The organism is Streptomyces sp. NPDC050658, assembly GCF_044457025.1.
Classification (GTDB): Bacteria; Actinomycetota; Actinomycetes; order Streptomycetales; family Streptomycetaceae; genus Streptomyces.
Genome location: NZ_JBITGM010000003.1, coordinates 609591 through 632428, shown reverse-complemented (window position 1 = coordinate 632428; position 22838 = coordinate 609591). Strand labels below are relative to the sequence as shown.

The 22838-nt window shown below is 71.0% G+C and carries 18 protein-coding genes and 1 riboswitch; of the genes, 5 read left to right on the top strand and 13 right to left on the bottom strand.

All coding sequences use genetic code 11. From position 1 onward, the window contains the following. Positions 1-47: 47 nt before the first annotated feature. Positions 48-740 (top strand): GntR family transcriptional regulator, encoded by a 693-nt coding sequence (locus ACIBKX_RS14415; protein ID WP_363272103.1) that lies wholly within the window; start codon positions 48-50, stop codon positions 738-740. A gap of 131 nt (positions 741-871) precedes the next feature. On the opposite strand, the gene ACIBKX_RS14410 is transcribed toward ACIBKX_RS14415, so the two are convergent. From ACIBKX_RS14410 to ACIBKX_RS14370, 9 genes are all read right to left on the bottom strand, one after another. Then, positions 872-1798 (bottom strand): hypothetical protein, encoded by a 927-nt coding sequence (locus ACIBKX_RS14410; protein WP_363272102.1) that lies wholly within the window; start codon positions 1796-1798, stop codon positions 872-874. Next, positions 1795-3537: a CotH kinase family protein gene (locus ACIBKX_RS14405; protein WP_363272101.1), complete on the bottom strand. Its 1743-nt coding sequence runs from the start codon at positions 3535-3537 to the stop codon at positions 1795-1797. Before ACIBKX_RS14405 ends, ACIBKX_RS14410 begins: the two co-directional genes overlap by 4 nt. A gap of 134 nt (positions 3538-3671) precedes the next feature. Next, positions 3672-4214: a hypothetical protein gene (locus tag ACIBKX_RS14400; RefSeq protein WP_363272100.1), complete on the bottom strand. Its 543-nt coding sequence runs from the start codon at positions 4212-4214 to the stop codon at positions 3672-3674. A 34-nt stretch (positions 4215-4248) separates the two neighbouring features. After that, positions 4249-4677 (bottom strand): hypothetical protein, encoded by a 429-nt coding sequence (locus tag ACIBKX_RS14395; RefSeq protein WP_363272099.1) that lies wholly within the window; start codon positions 4675-4677, stop codon positions 4249-4251. A 46-nt stretch (positions 4678-4723) separates the two neighbouring features. Next, a complete protein-coding gene (locus ACIBKX_RS14390; RefSeq protein ID WP_363272098.1) occupies positions 4724-5539 on the bottom strand; it encodes a hypothetical protein in 816 nt (271 codons plus the stop codon). A 49-nt stretch (positions 5540-5588) separates the two neighbouring features. Beyond that, the gene (locus tag ACIBKX_RS14385; protein WP_363272097.1) at positions 5589-6086 is read right to left on the bottom strand and encodes a hypothetical protein; all 498 of its coding nucleotides are present in this window, start codon (positions 6084-6086) and stop codon (positions 5589-5591) included. Positions 6087-6106: 20 nt separating this feature from the next. After that, positions 6107-7681: a hypothetical protein gene (locus ACIBKX_RS14380; RefSeq protein ID WP_363272096.1), complete on the bottom strand. Its 1575-nt coding sequence runs from the start codon at positions 7679-7681 to the stop codon at positions 6107-6109. Positions 7682-7693: 12 nt separating this feature from the next. Further along, positions 7694-9220 (bottom strand): pyridoxal-dependent decarboxylase, encoded by a 1527-nt coding sequence (locus tag ACIBKX_RS14375; RefSeq protein ID WP_363272095.1) that lies wholly within the window; start codon positions 9218-9220, stop codon positions 7694-7696. 735 nt (positions 9221-9955) lie between these two features. After that, positions 9956-11149: an aminotransferase class I/II-fold pyridoxal phosphate-dependent enzyme gene (locus ACIBKX_RS14370; protein ID WP_363272094.1), complete on the bottom strand. Its 1194-nt coding sequence runs from the start codon at positions 11147-11149 to the stop codon at positions 9956-9958. Between the two features lie 141 nt (positions 11150-11290). Between ACIBKX_RS14370 and cbiE the strand changes: the two genes are divergently transcribed. Then, the gene (gene cbiE, locus ACIBKX_RS14365) at positions 11291-12571 is read left to right on the top strand and encodes a precorrin-6y C5,15-methyltransferase (decarboxylating) subunit CbiE (protein WP_363272093.1); all 1281 of its coding nucleotides are present in this window, start codon (positions 11291-11293) and stop codon (positions 12569-12571) included. Beyond that, positions 12568-13317 carry a precorrin-4 C(11)-methyltransferase gene (gene cobM / locus ACIBKX_RS14360; protein ID WP_363272092.1) on the top strand — a complete coding sequence of 250 codons (750 nt, stop codon included), beginning with the start codon at positions 12568-12570 and terminating at the stop codon, positions 13315-13317. Before cbiE ends, cobM begins: the two co-directional genes overlap by 4 nt. 52 nt (positions 13318-13369) lie before the next feature. Here the strand turns inward: cobM and ACIBKX_RS14355 are convergent, their stop codons facing one another. After that, on the bottom strand, positions 13370-14545 hold the full coding sequence (locus tag ACIBKX_RS14355) for a cobalt-precorrin-5B (C(1))-methyltransferase (protein WP_363272091.1): 1176 nt from the start codon (positions 14543-14545) through the stop codon (positions 13370-13372). Between the two features lie 18 nt (positions 14546-14563). Between ACIBKX_RS14355 and ACIBKX_RS14350 the strand changes: the two genes are divergently transcribed. Next, positions 14564-15337: a cobalt-precorrin-6A reductase gene (locus tag ACIBKX_RS14350; protein WP_363272090.1), complete on the top strand. Its 774-nt coding sequence runs from the start codon at positions 14564-14566 to the stop codon at positions 15335-15337. Between the two features lie 183 nt (positions 15338-15520). Here the strand turns inward: ACIBKX_RS14350 and ACIBKX_RS14345 are convergent, their stop codons facing one another. From ACIBKX_RS14345 to ACIBKX_RS14335, 3 genes are read right to left on the bottom strand one after another with little or no spacing between them, the layout of a single operon-like run. Then, the gene (locus ACIBKX_RS14345) at positions 15521-17011 is read right to left on the bottom strand and encodes a precorrin-2 C(20)-methyltransferase (protein WP_363272089.1); all 1491 of its coding nucleotides are present in this window, start codon (positions 17009-17011) and stop codon (positions 15521-15523) included. Further along, positions 17008-17649: a precorrin-8X methylmutase gene (locus ACIBKX_RS14340; protein WP_363272087.1), complete on the bottom strand. Its 642-nt coding sequence runs from the start codon at positions 17647-17649 to the stop codon at positions 17008-17010. Before ACIBKX_RS14340 ends, ACIBKX_RS14345 begins: the two co-directional genes overlap by 4 nt. Next, complete coding sequence (locus ACIBKX_RS14335; RefSeq protein WP_363272086.1) at positions 17646-18935, bottom strand: hypothetical protein; 1290 nt, start codon at positions 18933-18935, stop codon at positions 17646-17648. The genes ACIBKX_RS14340 and ACIBKX_RS14335 overlap by 4 nt, the downstream gene beginning before the upstream one ends. 113 nt (positions 18936-19048) lie before the next feature. Next, a riboswitch (cobalamin riboswitch) is annotated at positions 19049-19139 on the top strand. Between the two features lie 90 nt (positions 19140-19229). Between ACIBKX_RS14335 and cobN the strand changes: the two genes are divergently transcribed. After that, on the top strand, positions 19230-22820 hold the full coding sequence (gene cobN, locus ACIBKX_RS14330; RefSeq protein WP_363272085.1) for a cobaltochelatase subunit CobN: 3591 nt from the start codon (positions 19230-19232) through the stop codon (positions 22818-22820). The last annotated feature ends 18 nt before the right edge of the window (positions 22821-22838 follow it).

The window sequence follows — 22838 nt, the reverse complement described above, 5'->3', positions numbered from 1 at the left end:
TTGGGATACTCGTGGCACGTGACATGGCATCAAGGAGGCCGACCCCCATGACCGACCGGCGCAGCAGTGCCCCGTCCGCCGCGCCGTCGGCCCTGCCCAGCCTCGGCGGGACGCGCAGCAGTTACCGCGAGCGGGTCGCGGACGCGCTGCGGGCCGCGCTGATCGCGGGGGAGCTGCGGCCCGGCGAGGTCTACTCCGCCCCGACGCTCGCCTCGCGCTTCGGCGTCTCGGCGACGCCGGTGCGCGAGGCGATGCTCGACCTGGTCAAGGAGGGGCTCGTCGACACGGTGCCGAACAAGGGCTTCCGGGTCACCGCGGTCTCCACGAAGCAGCTCGACGAGTACAAGCACATCCGCGCGCTGATCGAGATCCCGACCACGGCCGAGCTGGCGACGACCGCCGATCCGGCCGCCCTGGAGGCGCTGCGGCCGGTGGCGCGGGAGATCGTCACCGCCGCCGCCAAGGGCGACCTGATCGCGTACGTCGAGGCGGACATCCGCTTCCACCTGGGCCTGCTCGCCCTCTCCGGCAACGACCATCTGGTCGAGGTGGTCGGCGACCTGCGCAAGCGCTCCCGCCTCTACGGACTGCAGGCGCTGGTCGACGCGGGCCGCCTGGAGGCGTCGGCCGAGGAACACCTGGAGATCCTCGACGCCCTGCTGGCCCGCGACGAGGCGGCCGTGCGAGCGGTGATGACCCGCCACCTGGGGCACGTACGGGGCATGTGGGCGGCCGAGTGACCCGACGGCCCCAGCCCGAGTGACTCGGCCGCCCGAGCGGGCGCGAGGTCCCGCCGCCCGGGCCGTGTGCGTGGTTACGGGCGGCCGAGTGGCCCGGCCGCCCCCAGCGCTCCGCCGTCAGCGGTGCGTCCTCAGTTCGGGCCAGGGATCAGGAACAGGTGGATCGACTGGTCCTTGACGCGGTGGAGCTTGTTGTCCGGGCCCTTCTTCGCGCGGTCCGAGACCACCACCACATGGTCGGCCGAGACCCAGGACACGCCCTCCGGGTTGCCGTAGGCCAGCCGGCCCTTGGCGTCCCTCGGCAGGTGGTAGACCGTGCCCTCGTCCACCTCCCACTTCTTCGTCGACAGGCGGCCCACCCACAGCGCGGACGACGCCTGCGACAGGACGGCGATCCTGCCGTCCTCGCGCACGGACACGCTCGCGTAGTCCTCGAAGGGCAGCGAGGCGGGCAGCCGGATCGTCGCCGCGTGGTCCCACTGCCTGCGACCGCGCTTGAAGACCTGGATGCGTCCGCCGCCCGGCCGCCGGCCCTCCTTGCCGCCCGCGCACCGGTTCCCCTCGCACAGGCCGAGCAGATACGCCGTGCCCTGCCGCTCGACCCAGTCCAGGCCCTCCATGCCCTTGTTGGCGTCCGTCAGCGTGAAGTCCAGCCACGTCGAGCTGGTCGGGCGCAGCTTCGCGTCGTACTCCTGGACCCGCGCGCGAAAGCCCTTCGGCTTGACCGGGACGGCCTCGCTCAGCGCGAAGTAGTGGTCGCGCCGCTCGTCGTGGGCGAGATCCTCGTACCCCTCGACCTTCCGCGAATTCCCCGCGGCCTTGCTCAGCTTGAGGGCGCGGACCCCGTTCTCCGGGGCCTTCGGCGACAGCTCGCTGCTGATCCGGATGAGCGAGGTCAGGTTGTCGCAGACGACCAGGAACACGCCGTCGCGGTAGATGACGCCGCTCGCCTCCAGGCGGGTGCCCGCGACCTTGCCGATCAGCTCCTGGATCTTGGCCTCCTTGACCAGACGCAAGGTCTGCGGCTCGGCCTTCTTCGTCTTCTTCGCTGCCGTCATGAGGGGAGCACCTCCATCGCGCCGGGGAACAGGGCCCCGCTCGCTCCGTTGGGATAGGTCTTGCGCAGCTCGGCGAGCTGCTGCCGGGCGTGGTCGTAGCGCATCCGGGTGTAGTGGTAGATCCCGTAGGTGAACTGGGAGCCCCGGCTGAGCTCCCACTGTCGGTAGCCCGCCCGGTAGACCTCGTCGTTGCTGAACTGCCGCCCGGTGAAGGGCTGTCCGTGCGGTGTCGCCGACTCCCCGTACGCGGCGGACGAGACCAGCTGCCAGAGCCCTTCGGCCTGCCCCGAGCCCTCGGCGCCGATCAGCGCGGCCACCTTCTCCGGGCCGAACTCGGTGTCCAGGAGGAACTCCAGGTGGTCGAGGTAGTACTGGCAGAAGTCGTGGTGCCGCAGCAGGTTGCTGAAGAGCGGCAGCCGGGAGACCTCGTGCGGGGCGTGCGTGATCCGGCAGTAGTTCCGGGTCATCGCCGGCCAGTCGAGGAGATCGGTGTACTGCCACGGCGTACCGAAGAAGTCGATGCCCGAGCTGTTGTCGTAGTCCCACGGGATGAACGTGAAGTACGGACGGTCGGTGAAGCCGTTCGGGTCGCCCGCCCGGCCCGAGTTGTACAGGTAGTAGTTCGACGGGGTCGCGAAATAGTTGTCCCAGCTGCCTAGCAGCACATTGGCGCCGGCCCAGCGCAGGAAGGCGCGGACGTTCAGCACCCGCTCGACCGACTCGCGGAACGCGTCTGAGGCGAACCGGTCGTCGCCACCCGGCAGTTGCACCCCGTTGACGGTCCGGATCAGGGCGGCCAGATCGTCGTAGGTGTTGGCGGCCGGGTCGTCCTCGTTGGTCTTCAGACGGTACGTACGGTCGTCCTCGTGGCTGCCCGCGGTGAAGTACTGGCGGCCGCCGTCGCCGCCGTCCGTGCCGGAGCGGTGCTCCAGGGTCGCGCAGCCGACGTCGCCGCAGTACGCCTTGTAGAGGTTGCCCGCCGAGTTCTTGCCGAAGTGGTCCTTCAGGAACTTCTTGTCGACCTGCTCGACGACCGAATACAGGCCCATGTAGCGGTCGTTGACGGAGAACGTCGCGTACGTGTGCTGCGCCGCCGGAATTCCCGCGCGGTCGAGCAGCCGCCAGGCGATCGCCTCGCGCATCTGTGAGGGGTCGTTGTACATCGACTTGAGGTTGAGCCGCTCCATTCCGTAGAGCCGGTCCTCGCTCTCGCCGATCTCGAAGTCGACCTTCCAGGAGCGCTTGGGCGCGTGGGCGGTCATGTTGCCGCTGTTGACCATCGAGAAGGCGCCGGTCGACAGGAGCAGGCTGTCCGGCGTGCGGCTCATCGCCAGGCTCAGCCGGGCGCCCGGCGGCGCCACCATCACGTCGTCGGCCGTCCATGTGTCCTGCGGCCAGCCGGTGACCTTGACCTGATACATCTCCTGAGCGAAGAACTCCTCTTTGCTCTGCGCCTTGTCGATGAGTATCTGCACCATCCTGCCCACGTGCGTGGACTCCCCGTCCCCGCCGAGCAGCACGAGCCTGCCGTCCTCCGCCTCGTCCCCCTGCCAGCCGAGCAGCAGGTCGTAGAGCAGACCGAACTCGGCCTTCGACCGCAGGACGTCGTCCTCCGGGCCCGCCGCGGTGTTGGCATTCATGGCGAGCGTGAGCTGCATGCCCCGCGGCAGCATGGAGATCACGATGGCCTGGTTCTTGAACGTGTCCTGGAACGTTCCCTTGTCGATGGTCCTGTCCACACCGGCCTCCCAGGGGGTGAACTCCCTCTCTACGCCCGGTGGTTCAAGACCGCCAGGCAGAGAATCGGCCCTGTGCCCACAAGGCCCCTCCGGCGGGAACCGTCCGCCGGAGGGACCTCAGCCGTGCACTCGCGTCACACGCCGATGATCCTGATCGACGGGTGGATCGCCGTGTTCAGGTACAGCTTCTCCTTCTTGCGCTCCTGCTCCAGCTCCATCACGAGCCGGTAGCGGTACAAGCCGGGCTTGGCGTTGCCAAGGACCGTGCCCGCCCAGTAGTAGTAGACCGGCGTGAACGGGTCGCGGATGCGGTCCGGCATCCCGTAGATCTTCAGCTCCGTGAAGATCTTCCGCTCGGCCACGTCCTCCTCGTCACCCAGCTCGGTGTCGAGGAACGTGATGTTGTTGATCTTCGGCATGGGCGGCCAGGTGCCGTCCGTGCGCTTCTCCATGTCGAGCGGACGCACGATCCAGTTCAGGACCTGCCCCTGCTTGCACACGGTCTCCAGGGACGAAGTGCCCTGCCCGCGCCCGCCGATGCTGTTGTCCATCATGTACATCGAGTCGCTCAGCGAGCCCGTCTCCGTCGCCCGCTCCATGTTGATGAGCGTGACGATGTTGAGCTGCACCGAGTTCAGCTGCCCGGGGTTCTGCTTCTGCTGCACGCTGCTGGTCAACACTCCTCCTTCGCGTACGCCGCCATCTGGGGCCCTAGCCGACGAGGGACGACGACAGGGTGGTGGCGATCGGTTCGTCCCTCGTGCCGAGCTTGAACTTGATCTCGTACGGGACGTTGGTCGCGTCTTTCTTCAGCGTCCCGATCCAGTACGTGACGTCCGTGCCCGGATAGGTCTTGCGCTCCGGCTCGCAGATGTCGCTGTCCATCACGATGTCGTCGATGGCGACATACGCCTCGCACTCCAGCGCGAGGGCGTTCCACAGGAGTTGGTCGCCCTTCTTCGCCTTGGTCCGCAGCTGCTCGGTGCCGAAACCGGCCGAGCCCCCGGACTTGTTCGTGTCGTACATGTACAGGTGGCCCTGCATGTTTCCGGCCGCGAGGGCGCCCACGCAGTCCACGACCGCGGTGATCGAGATGGGCCGCTTCGCGGAACTCTCCCGCTGCCTCGGCTTGGTGGTCATCTGCTCCTCCTTCTGGCTTCCGCTCGGTGCTTCTCGCGCGACGTGGTCAGACAGCGCCCGGCCGGACACCGGACCCCGGCGGGATGGGCAGGATGCCCATGCCCGCCTTCGTGAACGCGTTGCGCCTCGGCTCCGAGGTGATCTTGAGGGTCGAGGGGCAGGTCAGGTTGACCGCCTCCCAGCGCAGCTCGCCGTTGAGGCCCACCAGCTTGTGCAACTGGATGCGCATCACGTACGAGTAGGTGCCGGGCCGTGACGTGTCGACGGTCGCCGACCAGTACCAGCCGTCGGTGACCAGGTCCGGGGAGCCGTACTCCGCCGGATACATGATCTTCGAGTCGACCGCCTCGCCGTAGATGTCGGTGATCACCGGTGCGGGGTAGGTGTACGCCCCGGTGTTCTCCTCGGTGACGACCTGACCGGTGACGTCCAGGATCTTCTGGCCCGACAGCCGGCCGCGGGTGCGCCGCGTGGTCTTGACGCGGGCGCCGACCGTCTTGCGGATCTGGCTGAGCTGCTCGGCCTGGTCGGTGCCGGCGACCGAGGACTTGGTCGCCAGGTCCTGCAGATCGGCCAGTGCCTTCTCGTCGCTCTGCCGCGCCCGGTCGAACTCATAGCCGCGGGGCACGGTCGGCGGGATCGAACCGAGGCTGTAGGGCAGCCAGTTGAGGACCTGCTCGCTGGCCTGCGAGCCGTCCCGCCAGTAGGAGCCGTTGATCGCCGTGACCAGCTCGCCGGTTCCCTGGTTCTCGGAACCCTGCAGCTTCATGTTGTCGAACAGGTAGGTGTTGCCGTCGAGTGACTCGGACTCCAGCGCGCTGCCGACGTCCACGAGCACGATGATCGCCAATTGTTGGGGCATGATTCCGCCTTCGTCGTCGTTCCAGGCCCTTGCCGTCGCGCTGCGGCTGCTACTGACACATCAACGCGGGTGTATCGACGTGCATCACGCTGTTGCTGCCCTCGTACATCTGGAGCTCCAGGCGGTAGCGGTAGGCCACCCCCGGCGTCAGCCAGCTGGGGACCACGCCGGTCCAGACGTCGAGGTCGAGCTTGTCGCCCTCGGCGTGGCTGCCCGCCGCCGAGGGGGGCTGCGCGTGCCCGGTCACCGGCGGCTGGCCCGGGATCTGACCGGGCGTCTGCGCGGGCGGCTGCGCCGGCACGGCGGACTGGCCGGCCGGCACGAACGAGATGTTCTTGATCTCGACCGGCGTCTGCAGGTCCACGGCGAGCGCCGACCACGACACGACCTGGCCCGGCTTGACGACGGTGCACAGGTTCGGCGTCCCCTGGTGGGCGCTGTTGTGTGCCCCGTCGTCGATCATGCAGAGGTTGCCCTCCTGCAGGGTGCTGGCCGACAGCGCCCCGATGACGTCCACGACCGCCACGATGTTCACTTGCGGTTTCATCCTCACTCCTTCTGTTGAGGTCAACCCCGGTCCCGGACCAGCGGGACCTTCCCGACCGCCGTCCGTTCGATCTCCGTGGACAGCCGGGGCACGAACTTGAGCTGGAAGCTGTAGCCCGTCTTCTCGATCGACGCGGGGTTCGCCTCGCCGTGGTTGAAGAGCGACAGCGAGCGCGGCAGCGCGTTCACGAAGACCTGCTGGACCCCGTAGGGGCCGAGCGTGGTGTCCGTCCGGTACGTCAGACCCAGTACGTCGTCCACCGAGGCGAACAGCGTGATGGTCCGGCCCTCGCGGTTGTTGACGAACTGCACCTCGTGCGCCACCGCGTCCAGGTCCACCGCCTCGACCGCCCGCAGCTCGTCACGGACCGAGGCGTAGGCGCGCGCGGCGGAGTACTGGCTGTCGTTGATGTGCAGCACGTCGCCGGTGCGTCCCGCGAACTCGAACCGCTGGGTCTTGAGGCCGGGCCCCTCGGTCCTGCGCCGCCGGATCATCCGGTCGCCCAGCTTCAGCCGGAGCAGCGGCGCCTCGTGCGCGTGCAGCCGCGTCACGACGAGCTCGCCCTCCTCGCCCTCCGCGACCCAGCGCCCCTCGTCGTCGACGATCTCGATGAAGTGCAGTCCCGGTACGGCGGACAGATACGGCGACGCGGCGTCGAGCTGCAGCCCGATGGTCTCCGCCTGGGTCGCGGCGAAGTAGCTGAGGATCGACAGGTTCGGGTACAGCGCCTTCAGCTCGACCCGCTTGCGCTGCGAGAGCACCCCGCTGCCGTACAGCGCGACGCGGAAACTCTCCCTGGACTCCTGGCGCATCCCCGCGCCCAGCTCGCTGAGGATGCCGATGCCCGCGGAGATCCCCATCAGGGCCTTGGGGCCCTTGTAGGAGAACATGTGCTCAAGGACGGGGGCCGTGACGGGGCCCGCACCGACGTAGTTGACGCCCGGCACATGTGACAGGACGCCGCCCACCATGGTGCCGCTGCTCCACATCTGGTAGTCGGCCAGCGTGGTGAAGAGCCACTTGGGGTCGGTGCCCGCGAGGTGCTCGGCGAGCTGGTAGGCGCCCATGAAGCGGCCGGCGATCTCGTAGGTGTCCTTCAACTCCCGCAGGGAGTAGACGACTTCGAGCGGGCTGCCGCCGCTGGTGCCGCCGCTGGCGACGACCTCGAACTCGCCGCGGGTGAGCGGGACGACCATGCCGGGGCGCGTGTCCATGAAGAAGTCGCGCTGTACGTCCTTGTCCGACAGCGGGATGCTCTGCCAGGCCTCGAACGACTCGGGTGCCCCCACGGTGCCGGCGCCGTAGAGCCGTTCGCGCCACATCGGGTTGAGCAGCACGGTGTTCACCATCTGCTGCAGCCGGCGCAGCACGAGCGCGTCCTGGATCTCGTGGGAGACCTCGCTGTACGGCGCCTGGCAGACCCGCTCGCATTCCTGGAGTTTGCTCGCGAACGAGGGAAGCAACGTTACGGCTTCAACCGATTCGGGGCGCAGCTCCCAGTCGGGGATCAGCCAATGGGCCAGTTCGGTCGGTCCGCCGGGAGTGTTCGCGGCCGGTGGCAGATGTGTGGCCTGTGGAACATGCGATGTACTCAACACCCGTCCCCTCTAAGTTGTTTCCGTGCCCGATTCGCGCTCGAGAATTTCCTGTCCGGTGTTCCTGATCTCAGAGATCAGCATCCGGACGTGCCCATCGGTGATCTGATGGTTCATCATGACCACCCGCAGCGCGGCGACTCCATCGAGGTCGACCTTGGAGATGAAGAAGTTTCCGCGGAATTTGACGCGATTTCGAATGGCGATCTGGAGGCTGTGCACATCCTCCTTCCTGAGCCCTGCCGGGTGATATCGGAAGCACAGGATGTTCGCCTCCGGGCGGTGCGGTGTCTCGAAATCCGGATCAGCCCGCAGGATTCCATGGGCCTTCTCCGTCAATCGGCAGAGATATTCGATCTTCTCCGCGAACAGAGCCGGTCCATACATGGCCCAAAGCGTCCACAGGGTCATGATCATCGGGCGCTTCGTGCACTCGAAGTTCTTGCCCCCGCTGTCGTACGCGGTGTATATGTCCGGCTCCTCGTCGAACACATAACTGGCCTTCTGCCGGAACGCGGCGCGGCAGGTCTCCTTGTCCCGGTAGAAGAGCATCGTGCAGGGCGACGGCACGAACATCATTTTGTGCGCGTCCCAGGTCAGGGAATCCGCCTTCTCGATTCCCCGCAGCTTCTCGCGGTACGCGTCCGACACCAGGAGGCTCGCGCCGTGCGCACCGTCGACATGCAGCCAGAGGTTGAATTCCCTGGCTATTTCGGCGAGTTCGTCGATCGGGTCGAAGGCGCCGACGGAGGTGCCGCCGGCCGACACGACGAGGCAGAACACCTTCAGGTTCTGCCGCTCGGCCGCGGCCAGGGCAGGGCGCGCGTCGGCCACCGAGATCTGCCCCCGCGCGTTGAGCGGAAGCCGGACCAGCTGGGCCTCGCCGATGCCCATGACGCCGGCCGCGCGGGCCACGCTGTAGTGCACGTCCGCGCCCACCGCGATGGCCGGCCTCGGCTGGCCGCGCAGGCTGGAGCCGCCGTCCGACCAGTAGCCCGGGAGCTTCTGGCTGCGGGCCGCGAGCAGTGCGGTGAGATTGGCCAGCGACCCGCCTGACGTGGTCACCATCGTGAACCGCTCGGGGTCCCAGCCGATGTACCGGTTGAGCTCGTCGGCCATGATCCGCTCGACCACGTTGGGCAGTTGGGCCGCCTCGTAGAACGAGGCCGGCTGGTTGATCACCGAGCTGACGAAGTCGATGACGCCCGCGAGCGGGACGACGCCCGAGAACTGCCGGCCCATGTATCCGGGTGAGTGCACCTGGATGCCGGTCCTGATGTACAGGTCGATGATCCCTGCGAGCTTCTCCTCGTCGTACGCCGCCACGCTCTCGCGCTCCGTGGTCATCAGTGCCCGTGCGGCCTGAGACAGCCTGGCCGGATCGGTGAGCTCGAGACCCCTGATGGAGAGATCGGAGAGGTGTTTCTCCAACTTCGCCAGAGCGGTTTCGGATGTCTCCCGGAAGAGTTGGGCGTCAAACGCGTCGAGCAGTAGCCCGCTGCCTTCGGAAGCGGGCAGCAGCGCGCTTCCTTCGGACATGGGATTCTTCGGCCGAGATTCCGTCACGAGGGTCTCCTTCACAAAGTCCCTGTGTTGCCCGACATGGAATGTGGGCGGGTGTGACCTGTACGGCATCAAGGGATTTCGCGCATGCCGATTTCCTTTGTCAGATACCTGTTCGGACCTGCTGAGCGCATGCCTGAAGCATGCCGAGTGCATGCCGATGGGCAGAAGGACTTCACTCTCGATGCGACGGCCCGGCTGGTCAAGTCGGAAGTCCGCATCAGTTCCGGTGGTCCGCGTTCCGCGGTGTCCTTACGGAACTCCCTCGAAAGAACAGCCTTTGTTGTTACAGGGCGGCGCGTGCACCCCCCGGCTTTTCGCGCCACGCCCGCATGGTCGGCTTCTACCCCCCTTGTGCCCCTGTCTCCCCCCACCGGAGCAACCGTAGGGCCTCACGTTTCTCCGATGTGACCCTTTCAACGGTCTGTCCAAAAATAAGGGGCACCCCCTGACGTCCCGTCATCACATCTTGGCCGCATCCGTGTTCACACTCGTCCCAGCCGTACGGCTGCCCCCGAAGTGTTCCGGACAGGGCGCCGCGTCGCGGATCACGGGCCTGCCGGGCGTGAAGGGGCGCTATGGCGATGGCCACCGACGGGTAACAAATGATTTTTGCCATTGTCATGTGTCCGTCGAATTACCGACTAAGTCGCCGGTGGAGCGTCCGATTCTGGTGGGGTGAACTTTCGGACGGATCAATTGATCGATATTTCAACCGATGTGACGGACGGCCGACGCCATCCTTCGAATCCCTTCGGCGAGAATCTCGGGGGAGGTCGCCAGATTGAGGCGGACGAAGCCGGTGCCGCCCGACCCGAAGGGGGAACCCGAACTGAGGGCGACGCGGCCCTTCTCCAGGAAGACGGCGGCGGGATCCTCGCCCAGACCGAGCTCCCGGCAGTCCAGCCAGGACAGGTAGGTGGCCTGGCCGGGACGGTGCCGGACGCCCGGCAGCCGCTCGCGCAGCAGCTCGCCGAGCAGCCGGCGGTTCTCGTCGACACCGCGAAGGAGCGCGTCCAGCCAGTCCCCGCCGTGCCACAGGGCGGCGGTGTGCGCGATGACGCCGAGATGGCTGGGGCCATGGCTCACCTCCTCGGGGATCCGGGCCAAGTCGGCTGCCGCCTCGGGCCCCGCGACGGCGACGGCGGCCTTGAGCCCGGCGAGGTTCCACGCCTTGGACGCGGACAGGAGCGAGAGCCCGTTCTCGCCACCCGGCACACTCAGATATGGGACGAACCGGGCGCCCTCCGCGACGATCGGCGCATGGATCTCGTCCACGACGACCCGCACGCCGTACCGCCGCGCGAGCCGCGCCACATCGGCGAGTTCACCGGCGGTGTGCAGGGTGCCGGTCGGATTGTGCGGGCTGCACAGCAGATACACGGGCCGCCGCCCAAGACGCAGGGCCTCCCGGAAGGCGGCTTCGAGAGCGACGAGACCGATCCGCCCCGCCTCGTCCAGCGGCGCCTCGACGACCGGCCGCCCGTCGCTCCGTATGAACTGGTAGAAGGGCGGATACACAGGACAGTTGACGACGACGGGGTCCCCGGGACCGGAGACCAGCTTCAGCATCTCGACGATGCCGAGCATCACATCGGGCACGATCGCCGTACGCCCGACGTCGAGCCCCTCCCACCCCCACCGCCGCGCGGCGAACCCGGCGAGCGCCTGCGCGTACCCGTTCCCCGCCGGATACCCCGTGTCCCCCCGCTCCACCGCGTCCCGGATCGCCCGCGCCACCGGCTCGGCGAGCGGCACGTCCATCTCCGCGACCCACAGCGGCAGAACGTCCTGCGGGTAGGCCCGCCACTTCATGCTCGTACGCTCCCGCAGCTGCTCCAAGGTCAGCTGCCGCAGGGGGTTGGGGGGACGGGACGCGGTGAGGTGGTTCGGCGCGTGATCCATGGGGCGAGGGTAGGCGGGAGGCGTACCCAGTCACAGGCCCGTGCGCCCCCGGCCAGTAGAGTTCAGCTCCGTTGTTCCTCTGACGTCGCCCTTTTGCGCCATCCCCCCTCTGAACGCTCCCCAACCACGAGGTGTCCTGCAGTGAGCCCCGCACCACCGGGACCGTCCGGCACCGTGAGCGTCGTCGGGATCGGGGCCGACGGATGGGACGGCATCGCGGACGGGCCCCGTGCCGTGCTGGCGCGGGCCGAGGTACTGATCGGCGGGCCCCGGCAGCTCGACCTGCTGCCGGCCGAGTGCGCCGGGGAGCGGATCGCCTGGCCCTCGCCGCTGCGGCCCGCCGTCCCCGGGATACTCGCCGCCCATGCCGGACGCCGCGTCGCCGTCCTGGCCAGCGGCGACCCCATGTTCTACGGGATCGGGCGCGCGCTCGTCGAAGAGCTCGGCGCCGACGCCGTGCGCGTACTGCCGCACCCCTCCTCCGTCTCCTACGCCTGCGCCCGCCTCGGCTGGCCGCTGGAGGACACCGAGATCGTCACCCTCGTGGGGAGGCCGACCGCGCGGCTCGCCGCCGCCCTGCACGAAGGGCGCCGACTGCTGGTCCTCAGCGCGGACGCCACCACCCCCGGCGAGGTCGCCGCCCTGCTGCGCGACCGCGGCTTCGGACCGAGCCGGATGCGCGTACTCGAACGGCTCGGCGACGAGCTGGAACGTACGACGGACGAGACCTCCGCCGACGCGTGGCACCGCGCGGCAGGCGACCCCCTCAACATCGTCGCCGTCGCCTGCCGACGCGCCCCGGACGCACTGCGGATCGGCGCCGTGCCGGGGCTCGCGGACGAGGCGTACGAGCACGACGGCCAGCTCACCAAGCGGCATGTGCGGGCCGCCACGCTCGGTGCGCTCGCCCCCGCCCCCGGCGAACTGCTCTGGGACATCGGCGGCGGCTCCGGGTCGATCGGCATCGAATGGATGCGGACCCACCCCGCGTGCCGGGCCGTCGCCGTCGAACGTGATCCCGTGCGCGCCGAGCGGATCACCCGCAACGCCGAGCGGCTCGGGGTGCCGGGGCTGCGCGTGGTCGGCGGTGCGGCGCCCGCCGCGCTCGCCGGACTGCCGACGCCGGACGCGGTGTTCGTGGGCGGCGGGCTCACGGTGCCCGGTCTCCTCGACGCCTGCTGGGAGGCGCTGCCCGTCGGCGGGCGGCTCGTCGCCAACACCGTGACGCTGGAGTCCGAGGCGCTGCTCGCCGGTGCCTGCCGGCGGCTCGGCGGCGAACTCGTGCGGCTCGCGGTGGCGCACGCCGTGCCGGTGGGCGGCTTCACCGGGTGGCGGCAGGCGATGCCGGTGACCCAGTGGGCCGTACAGAAGACCCCCGAGTCGCCCGACACCCTCAACCCCCTCGCAGGAGCAGACAGATGACCGTGCACTTCATCGGCGCAGGACCCGGCGCCGCCGACCTGATCACGGTACGCGGCGCCCGTACGCTCGCCGCCTGCCGGGTCTGTCTGTACGCCGGCAGCCTCGTGCCCCGCGAACTCCTCGCCGAATGCCCGCCGGACGCCCGCCTCGTGGACACCGCCCAGCTCAATCTGGACGAGATCACCGCCGAGCTGGTCCGCGCCCACGAGGAGGGGCACGACGTGGCCCGGCTGCACTCCGGGGACCCGTCCGTGTTCAGCGCGGTCGCCGAGCAGATGCGGCGCCTCGACGCGGCGGGCGTGCCGTACGAGGTGGTCCCCGGCGTGCCCGCCTTCGCCGCCGCCGCAGCCTCCCTGAAGCGGGAGCTGACCGTGCCGACCGTCGGCCAGACCGTCATCCTCACCCGCGTCGCCCAGCGCGCCACGGCCATGCCCGAGGGCGAGGACCTGGCCACCCTCGGCCGCAGCGGCGCGCTGATCGTCCTGCACCTCGCCGCCGGTTACGTGGACCGTGTCGTCGACGAGCTGCTCCCGCACTACGGCGCCGACTGCCCCGCCGCCGTCGTCGCCTACGCCTCACGGCCCGACGAGATCGTCATCCGCGGCACGCTCGACGAGATCGCGGGGAAGGTCAAGGAGGCCGGTGTGGTGCGGACGGCCGTGATCATGGTGGGGCGGACGCTCGGCGCCGAGCAGTTCGGGGACAGCCACCTGTACTCGCCGGAGCGCGACCGGCACGTCTGCTGAGCGCCCGGCGATCCTCACGGACCGGGCGAACCAGGCCTTCCCGGAAGCGCGGTCAGGCCGGCGAGCTGCGGCCCACCACCGTGCCCGCCCGGTCGATGCAGATCACGTCGACCACGACCGGCGCCCCGCGCAGCACGGCGAGCGCCTCGTCCCGTGCCGTCGCCGCGACCAGATCACCGAGCGGGACCCCGGCCGCGCCGCACAACTGCAGCGCGGCGAGGCCGGTGTTGGCCGCCGCGACCTCGGCGGCGAGGGCCTCGTCCGCGCCGCCCCGCCGGGCCAGCTCGGCGAGGAAGCCCTTGTCGACCTGGGAGCGCCCCGAGTGCAGGTCCAGATGGCCCGCCGCGAGCTTGGAGAGCTTGGCGAAGCCGCCGCAGATCGTGAGGCGGTCCACCGGGTGGCGGCGGATGTACTTGAGCACCGCGCCCGCGAAATCCCCCATGTCGAGCAGCGCGTCCTCGGGCAGCCCGTACTCGGCGACGGCAGTCTTCTCCGACGTGGAGCCGGTGCACCCGGCGACATGCGTACGGCCCGCCGCGCGGGCCACGTCCACTCCCCGCCGGATCGAGTCGATCCATGCCGAGCACGAGTACGGCACCACGATCCCGGTGGTGCCCAGGATCGAGAGGCCGCCGAGGATGCCGAGCCGAGGGTTCCAGGTGGAGCGGGCGATCTCCTCGCCGTGGTCGACGGAGACGGTGATCTCGACGTCCCCGCCGCCCCCGTGCCGGGCCGCCACCTCGGCGACGTGCTCCCGCATCATCTGCCGGGGCACCGGGTTGATCGCCGGTTCGCCGACCGGCAGCGGAAGGCCCGGCCGGGTGATCGTGCCCACGCCGGGTCCCGCGCGGAAGACGACCCCGGAGCCGGCCGGAAGGCGTCGTACAGTGGCCCTGACCAGCGCGCCGTGCGTGACATCGGGGTCGTCGCCCGCGTCCTTCACGATCCCCGCCATCGCGTACGCGTCCGTCAGCTCCTCCGCCGCGACGGCGAACGACGGCGTCTGCCCCTTGGGCAGCGTGATCGTCACCGGGTCGGGGAAGTCACCGGTCAGCAGGGCCGTGTACGCGGCCGTGGTGGCCGCGGTCGCACAGGCGCCGGTCGTCCAGCCGGACCGCAGACCGGTGTGCTCCAGCTGGGCGCTGCGGCCGCCCTTCACCGCACCGGCGCCCGGCACCGCACCGGCGCCCCGAACCCCGCTGTCACCGCTGTCTGCCTTGCCACTCATGAACGGACCCGGACTCTCATGCACGTACTGATACTGGGCGGAACGACGGAAGCACGCCGCCTGGCGGAGCTGCTGCACGGCACGCCAGGACTGCGCCTGACGAGCTCCCTCGCCGGACGGGTCGCGAGCCCCCGGCTGCCTCCGGGAGAGGTGCGCGTCGGCGGCTTCGGCGGGACCGAGGGGATGGCCCGGTGGCTGCGCGAGCACGAGGTGGACGCGCTCATCGATGCCACCCACCCCTTCGCCGGGACGATCAGTTTCCACGCGGCGCGGGCCGCCGCCGCCACCCATGTTCCCCTGCTCGCGCTGCGCCGCCCCGGCTGGGTCCCCGGCGCGGGCGACCGGTGGCACGAGGCCGGCTCCCTGGAGGAGGCCGCCGCGCTGCTGCCCGCGCTGGGACGGCGGGTGTTCCTCACCACCGGACGGATGGGCCTCGCCGCGTTCGCCGGTCCCGCCACGGACGACCTGTGGTTCCTCGTACGGTCCGTCGACGCACCCGAGGCCCCGCACCCGGCCCGGATGGAGGTACTGCTCGACCGCGGTCCCTTCACCCTCGACGCGGAGCGCGAACTGCTGCGCGGGCACCGCATCGACGTCGTGGTGACGAAGGACAGCGGGGGAGCGGCCACCGCACCGAAGCTGACGGCGGCCCGCGAGGCCGGTCTCCCGGTGGTCGTGGTCCGCAGACCGCCCGCCCCCGAGGGCGTCCCGGTCGTGGCCGGGCCCGAGGAGGCGGCGCGGTGGATCACGGAGCGCCGCACGGCGCCGCCCGAGGAAGGCGCCGCGAGCTGACGCGGATGCGCGGGGACATGCGGCGCGCAGACGACCGTGGACCGCCGCGTCCGCCGACGGCCGAGGCAGCCGGCGTCCGCTCGCCCCTCTGCGGCAGTCGCGCGGGGCCGACCGCGTCCGCTGTCCCCTCCGCGCACCCGCACGCCGCCGACCGCCCCGATCACCCCTCCGCGGCAGCGCCCCTCACGCCTCCGGATACCGCCGGGGCGTCCAGACGATCTCCTCGCCGTCCCCGCGCCGCACGACCTGCGTCTGCGACGAGCCGACGAGCAGCAGCGTCCGCATGTCGACCTCGGCCGGGTCCAGGTCCGCGAGGCGCACGATGCGGACCCGCTCGCCGGAACCGCCCACGTCCCGCGCGACCACGACCGGCGTGTCCGGCGCCCGGTGCTCCAGGAGCAGCTCCCGCGCCTTGCCCACCTGCCAGGTCCGGCTCTTCGAACCGGGGTTGTACAGGGCGAGCACCAGGTCCGCCGACGCCGCGGCACGCAGCCGCTCGGCGATGACCTCCCACGGCTTGAGCCGGTCGGAGAGGGAGAGGGTGGCGTAGTCGTGCCCGAGCGGCGCGCCCGCGCGCGCGGCGGCCGCGTTGGCGGCGGTCACGCCCGGCAGCACCCGCACCGGCACGTCCTGGTACTCCGGCTGTGCGGCGACCTCCAGGACGGCGGTGGCCATCGCGAAGACGCCCGGATCCCCTCCGGAGACGACGGCGACGCGGCGCCCGCGCCGGGCCAGGTCGAGGGCGAACTCGGCGCGCTCCGACTCCACCCGGTTGTCCGAGCCGTGCCGGACCTGGCCGGGCCGCTGCGGCACCCGGTCCACATAGGTGGTGTAGCCGACGAGGTCGTCGGCGGCGGCGAGCGCGCCCCGCGTCTCGGGCGTCAGCCACAGCGGTCCGGCCGGACCGGTGCCGACCACCACGACCTCGCCGCGCTCCCGCGCGGCCGGCCGCTCCACGTCGACCCGGCTCGGCAGCACGCCCACCGAGAAGTACGGCACCGTCTCCGGGTCCACGTCCGCGAGCGCGTCGACCCGCTCGCCCTCCATGGTGGCCCGCTCGACATAGCGGGCCTCGTCGAGGCGCCCCGAACCGTCCAGCGCACGGCGCACCTTGGTGAACGTACGCCCCAGCTTCATCACCACGGCCGTGTCCGTGGCGGCGAGGCGCGCGGTCAGCTCCTCCTCGGGCAGGGTGCCCGGCAGGATCGTCAGGACCTCCTCGCCCTCGACCAGCGGCGTGCCGAGGCGGGCCGCCGCCGCGGAGACGGAGGTCACGCCGGGGATCACCTCGGTGTCGTACCGGTCGGCGAGCCGCTTGTGCATGTGCATGTACGAGCCGTAGAAGAGCGGATCGCCCTCCGCGAGCACCGCGACCGTCCGGCCCGCGTCGAGATGCGCGGCGAGCCGGGCCGCCGACTCCTCGTAGAACTCCTCCATGGCGCCCTTGTAGCCGCCGGGGTGGTCCGTGGTCTCCACCGTCAACGGGTAGACCAGCTTCTCCTCGATCTGCTCGGCGCGCAGATGCTTCGCCGCGATCGAGCGGGCGATGGACCGGCCGTGGCGGGCGCTGTGATAAGCGATCACATCCGCCTGAGAGATGACCTCGACCGCTCGCACGGTCATCAGCGAGGGGTCGCCGGGTCCGAGCCCGACGCCGTACAGCTTGCCGTTCACTCTGCCTCACTCGCGATCGCGTTGAGCGCGGCGGCGGCGATGGCGCTGCCGCCGCGACGGCCGCGCACGACCAGGTGTTCGAGGCCGGACGGGTGCGCGGCCAGGGCGTCCTTGGACTCGGCGGCGCCGATGAAACCGACCGGGACGCCGATGACGGCGGCTGGACGGGGCGCCCCCTCCTCGATCATCTCCAGGAGCCGGAAGAGCGAGGTGGGCGCATTGCCGACGGCGACCACGGACCCTTCGAGGCGGTCGCGCCACAGTTCCATCGCGGCGGCGCTGCGCGTCGTCCCCATCTTCTCGGCGAGCGCCGGGACGGACGGGTCGGAGAGGGTGCACAGCACTTCGTTGTCGGCGGGCAGCCGCTTGCGTGTGACGCCGCTCGCCACCATGGAGACATCGCACAGGATGGGCGCGCCGGCGCGCAGGGCCTCGCGCGCCGAGGCCACCACACCCGGCGTGTACGCCAGGTCCCGGACGAGGTCGACCATCCCGCAGGCGTGGATCATCCGGACCGCGACCTGGCTGACGTCGGCGGGCAGCGCCGCGAGGTCCGCCTCCGCGCGGATGGTGGCAAAGGACTGGCGGTAGATGGCCGCGCCGTCCTTCTCATAGTCGAACACTGTGCTCTCGCTCATCCGTTGACATTCGTGGTGCGTGCCGCCGCCACGGCGGCGGCGAGCTCTGAGGGGTGGTGCCCTGGGGCGGGCGTGGCCGGCCGTCCGTCGCGTACGACGGTGACCTGATAGCCGTCGGGACACGCGACCACGTCCACGTGGTCGCCGCGCGGCCGGCCGCAGCGGCGCTCGCAGCCCGACCAGTAGACGGGCAGCAGGCCGGGGCCGGTGCTCTCGCCGCGATCGGTGCCTTCGCCGGCCAGGCAGTCCGCCGCGTCCGCGCGGACGTCCGCCAGGGACTTGGCGCAGCCGGGCCGGCCCACGCAGGCGCCCACGCCGAGCCAGCGGGACGCCGGTCCCGTGACCAGGCCCAGGGCCTGAAGCGCGGGCAGTTCGCGGGCGGGGACGCGGGGCAGGACGACGCCTCGCCAAGGAGTCAGCCGCAGTTCGTCGCCGAGTCCGGCGAGGGTCCGCCACTGCTCGGCGGTGAGGGTGCCCAGCGGGGCCAGGACGGAGAGGGACTCGCCGCCGGGGCCGGTGACGATGCCGGGTGCGGGACCCGGAGCGCGCGGAGCGGGAGGTGCCTGCGCGGCGCGTGTGGCCGACGGCAGCCGGCGTACGACCTCCCGCGCCAACCTCTCGGTACCGCCGGGCAGTTCCGACATCCGCCAGGCGCTGCCCGCACTGGCCGCGACGAACGCCTCGGCGGCCAGCAGCGCGGCCCGGGGAGCGTCCCCGGTGGCGACGGCGAGTGTCTGAGGGCCGATCGAGACCCAGGCGCGATCACCCTGTGCGGCGCGCAACGTGATGTCGGCGCCCAGGGCCGCCACATCCCCGCGCCCGTCGTCGAGAGCGAACAGGAACCGGCCGGACAAGGCGGTCGATTCTTCGCTTCCGCACAGCATTTCGTCCAGCTCGCGCAGCCAGCCCCGCACGTCGTGGAGCCCGCGCCCGTCGAGTCCGGAGAGCGGCGAGGCGACGATGTTGCGGACCCGCTCGTGCGCGGCGGACGGCAGTAGCCCCGCCGAGCCAAGCAGCCGCGCCAGTTCCGTACCGCTGCCGCTGTCGAGGCCGCGCAGCTGTACGTTGCCGCGCGAGGTGAGGTGTATGTCACCGTCCCCCAGGCGCCCGGAGGCCTCCCCGAGGGCGATCGCCTGCGCGGCCGTGAGGACACCGCCGGGTATCCGGATCCGGGCGAGCGCCCCGTCGTCCGCGCTGTGCAGCCGCAACGCACCGGGGCAGGCGTCGCCCCGCTGCCGTGAACGCGATGCGTCAGGGCGCGGCGAACCTGCGGGGGCGGTGGGCATGGCGGCGAGCATACCGACCATCACACCAATCGCATGACCTGCGCCGACTCCGGGACGCTTACTATGCTCATCGGCGGATCAACTGATCCGCCAACGCCACCACGGCGACAGGGGAGGAAGCCCGGTGTGAATCCGGCGCGGTCCCGCCACTGTGAGCCCGGCCTCGGTGCCCCCACGGGCCTGGTCCGGGTGAGCCAGGAACTCCCTTCCCCGCCGCTCGACCCGTTCGAGCAGGGGAGACCCCTTTCCGACACAACCCCGGGGCGCGGACACCCCGAGGAAGGCCGACGCCGCATGCTCCTGCTCCTGTCGACGTCCGACACCGACCTGCTCAGCGCCCGTGCCGCGAACGGCCCGGTGGCCTACCGGTTCGCCAACCCCGCCCGGCTCCCCCTCGAGGAACTCCCGGCCCTGCTCGACGGCGTCGACCTGGTCGTCGTACGCCTCCTGGGAGGTGTCCGCGCCTGGCAGGAAGGCCTCGACCAGCTCACCGCGAGCGGCCTGCCCGTCGTCGTCCTGACCGGTGAACAGGCCCCCGACGCCCAGCTGATGGCCGCGTCGACGGTGCCCATCGGCATCGCGGCCGAGTCGCACGCCTACCTCGCGCACGGCGGCCCCGGCAACCTCGACCAGCTCGCCCGGTTCCTCTCCGACACCGTGCTCCTCACCGGCCACGGCTTCGAGCCGCCGGCGCCCGCACCCACCTGGGGTCCGCTGCCGCGCGAGGCGAAGGACACCGACGGCCCGACCGTCGCCGTGCTCTACTACCGCGCCCACCACATGAGCGGCAACACCGCGTTCGTCGGCTCGCTCTGCGACGCGATCGAGGAGGCGGGCGGCCGGGCGCTTCCGCTGTACGTCGCGTCGCTGCGCGCCCCCGAGCCGGAGCTGATCGACGAACTGCGGGCCGCCGACGCCATCGTGACCACCGTCCTCGCGGCGGGCGGCACCAAGCCCGCCGAGGCATCGGCCGGCGGCGACGACGAGTCCTGGGACGCGGGCGCCCTCACCGGCCTCGACGTGCCGATCCTGCAGGCCCTGTGCCTGACCGGTTCGCGGTCCGCCTGGGAGGAGAGCGACGAGGGCGTCTCGCCGCTGGACGCCGCGAGCCAGATCGCCGTCCCCGAATTCGACGGCCGCCTCATCACCGTTCCCTTCTCCTTCAAGGAGATCGACGAGGACGGACTTCCGGTGTACGTCGCCGACGCCGAGCGCGCGGCCCGCGTCGCCGGAATCGCCGTACGCCACGCGCGTCTCAAGCACATCCCGGCCGCCGACAAGCGCCTGGCCCTCGTGCTCTCCGCGTACCCGACCAAGCACTCCCGGATCGGCAACGCGGTCGGCCTCGACACCCCCGCGAGCGCGGTGGCACTCCTGCGCCGACTCCTCGACGAGGGCTACGACTTCGGGCCCGCCGCGGACATTCCGGGCCTGGAGTCCGGCGACGGCGACGAGCTGATCCGGGCGCTCATCGAGGCCGGCGGCCACGACCAGGACTGGCTCACCGAGGAACAGCTCGCCGCCAACCCGGTCCGCATCCCGGCGGCCGACTACCGCCGCTGGTACGCCACGCTGCCGCAGGAGCTGCGCACCGCCGTCGAGGAGCACTGGGGTCCGGCGCCCGGCGAGATGTTCCTGGACCGCAGCCGCAACCCGGAGGGCGACATCGTCCTCGCGGCGCTGCGCCGCGGCAACCTCCTCATCCTCATCCAGCCGCCGCGCGGCTTCGGCGAGAACCCCATCGCCATCTACCACGACCCCGATCTGCCGCCCTCGCACCACTACTTGGCGGCCTACCGATGGATCGCCGCCGCGAGCGACGACGGCGGCTTCGGCGCCGATGCGATGATCCACCTCGGCAAGCACGGCAACCTGGAGTGGCTGCCCGGCAAGAACTCCGGCCTGTCCGCCGCCTGCGGCCCCGACGCCGCCCTCGGCGACCTGCCGCTGGTCTACCCCTTCCTGGTCAACGACCCCGGAGAGGGCACCCAGGCCAAGCGCCGCGTGCACGCGACCCTCGTCGACCACCTCGTGCCGCCGATGGCCCGCGCCGACTCCTACGGAGACATCGCGCGCCTGGAGCAACTCCTCGACGAATACGCCCAGATCAGCTCGATGGACCCGGCGAAGCTCCCGGCCATCCGCGCACAGATCTGGACCCTGATCCAGGCCGCCAAGCTCGACCACGACCTGGGGATGGCGGACCGCCCCGACGACGACGGCTTCGACGACTTCCTGCTGCACGTCGACGGCTGGCTGTGCGAGGTCAAGGACGCCCAGATCCGCGACGGACTGCACGTCCTCGGCAACGCGCCGACCGGCGCCGACCGGGTCAACCTGGTCCTCGCGATCCTCCGCGCCCGCCAGATCTGGGGCGGCACCTCGGCCCTGCCCGGTCTGCGCGAGGCCCTCGGCCTCGACGAGTCGGCGCCCGGCCGGACCGCGGCCGACGCCGCCGAAGAACAGGCCCGCGCCCTGGTCCAGGCGATGGACGACGCGGACTGGGACCTCGCGGCCCTCCCCACGGACGTGAACGAACAGGTCACCGCCATCCTGGAGTTCGCCGCCCGCGAGGTCGTCCCGCGCCTTGCGGCGACCACCGCCGAACTCGACCACACCGTGCACGCACTGAACGGCGGCTTCGTCCCCGCGGGCCCCTCAGGATCCCCGCTGCGAGGCCTGGTCAACGTCCTGCCGACCGGCCGCAACTTCTACTCCGTCGACCCGAAGGCCGTCCCGAGCCGCCTCGCCTGGGAGACCGGGCAGGCCCTCGCGGACTCCCTCCTGGAGCGCTACCGCACGGACAACGGCGAGTGGCCCACCTCGGTCGGCCTCTCCCTGTGGGGCACGAGCGCGATGCGCACGGCGGGCGACGACGTGGCCGAGGCGCTGGCCCTGCTCGGCGTCCGCCCCGTATGGGACGACGCCTCGCGCCGCGTCACGGGCCTGGAGCCCGTTCCGTACGAGGAACTGGGCCGCCCCCGCGTCGACGTGACCCTGCGCATCTCGGGCTTCTTCCGCGACGCCTTCCCGCACACCATCGGCCTCCTCGACGACGCGGTGCGCCTCGCGGCCTCGCTCGACGAGCCGGCCGACGTCAACTTCGTCCGCGCCCACACCCAGGCCGACCTCGCGGAGCACGGCGACGAACGCCGGGCGACCACCCGCATCTTCGGCTCCCGGCCCGGCACGTACGGCGCCGGCCTGCTCCAGCTCATCGACTCCCGCGACTGGCGCACGGACGCGGACCTCGCCGAGGTCTACACGGTGTGGGGCGGCTACGCCTACGGCCGCGAACTGGACGGCCGCCCGGCGCGCGACGAGATGGAGACGGCGTACAAGCGGATCGCGGTGGCCGCGAAGAACACGGACACCCGCGAGCACGACATCGCCGACTCCGACGACTACTTCCAGTACCACGGCGGCATGGTGGCCACCGTCCGCGCACTGCGCGGCACGGCACCCGAGGCGTACATCGGCGACTCGACCCGCCCGGAGACGGTCCGCACCCGCACCCTGGTCGAGGAGACCTCCCGCGTCTTTCGCGCGCGCGTGGTGAACCCCAAGTGGATCGAGGCGATGCGCCGCCACGGCTACAAGGGCGCCTTCGAACTCGCTGCCACGGTGGACTACTTGTTCGGGTACGACGCCACGACGGGCGTGGTCGCCGACTGGATGTACGACAAGCTCACCGAGGCGTACGTACTCGACCAGGAGAACCGCGAGTTCCTCCAGCAGGCCAACCCCTGGGCGCTGCACGGCATCGCTGAGCGCCTCCTGGAGGCCGAGTCGCGCGGCATGTGGGCCAAGCCCGACCCGGCCGTCCTGGAAGAGCTGCGCCGGATCTACCTGGAGACCGAGGGGAACCTCGAAGGCGAGGACTGACAGGACGTCCAGGCGAAG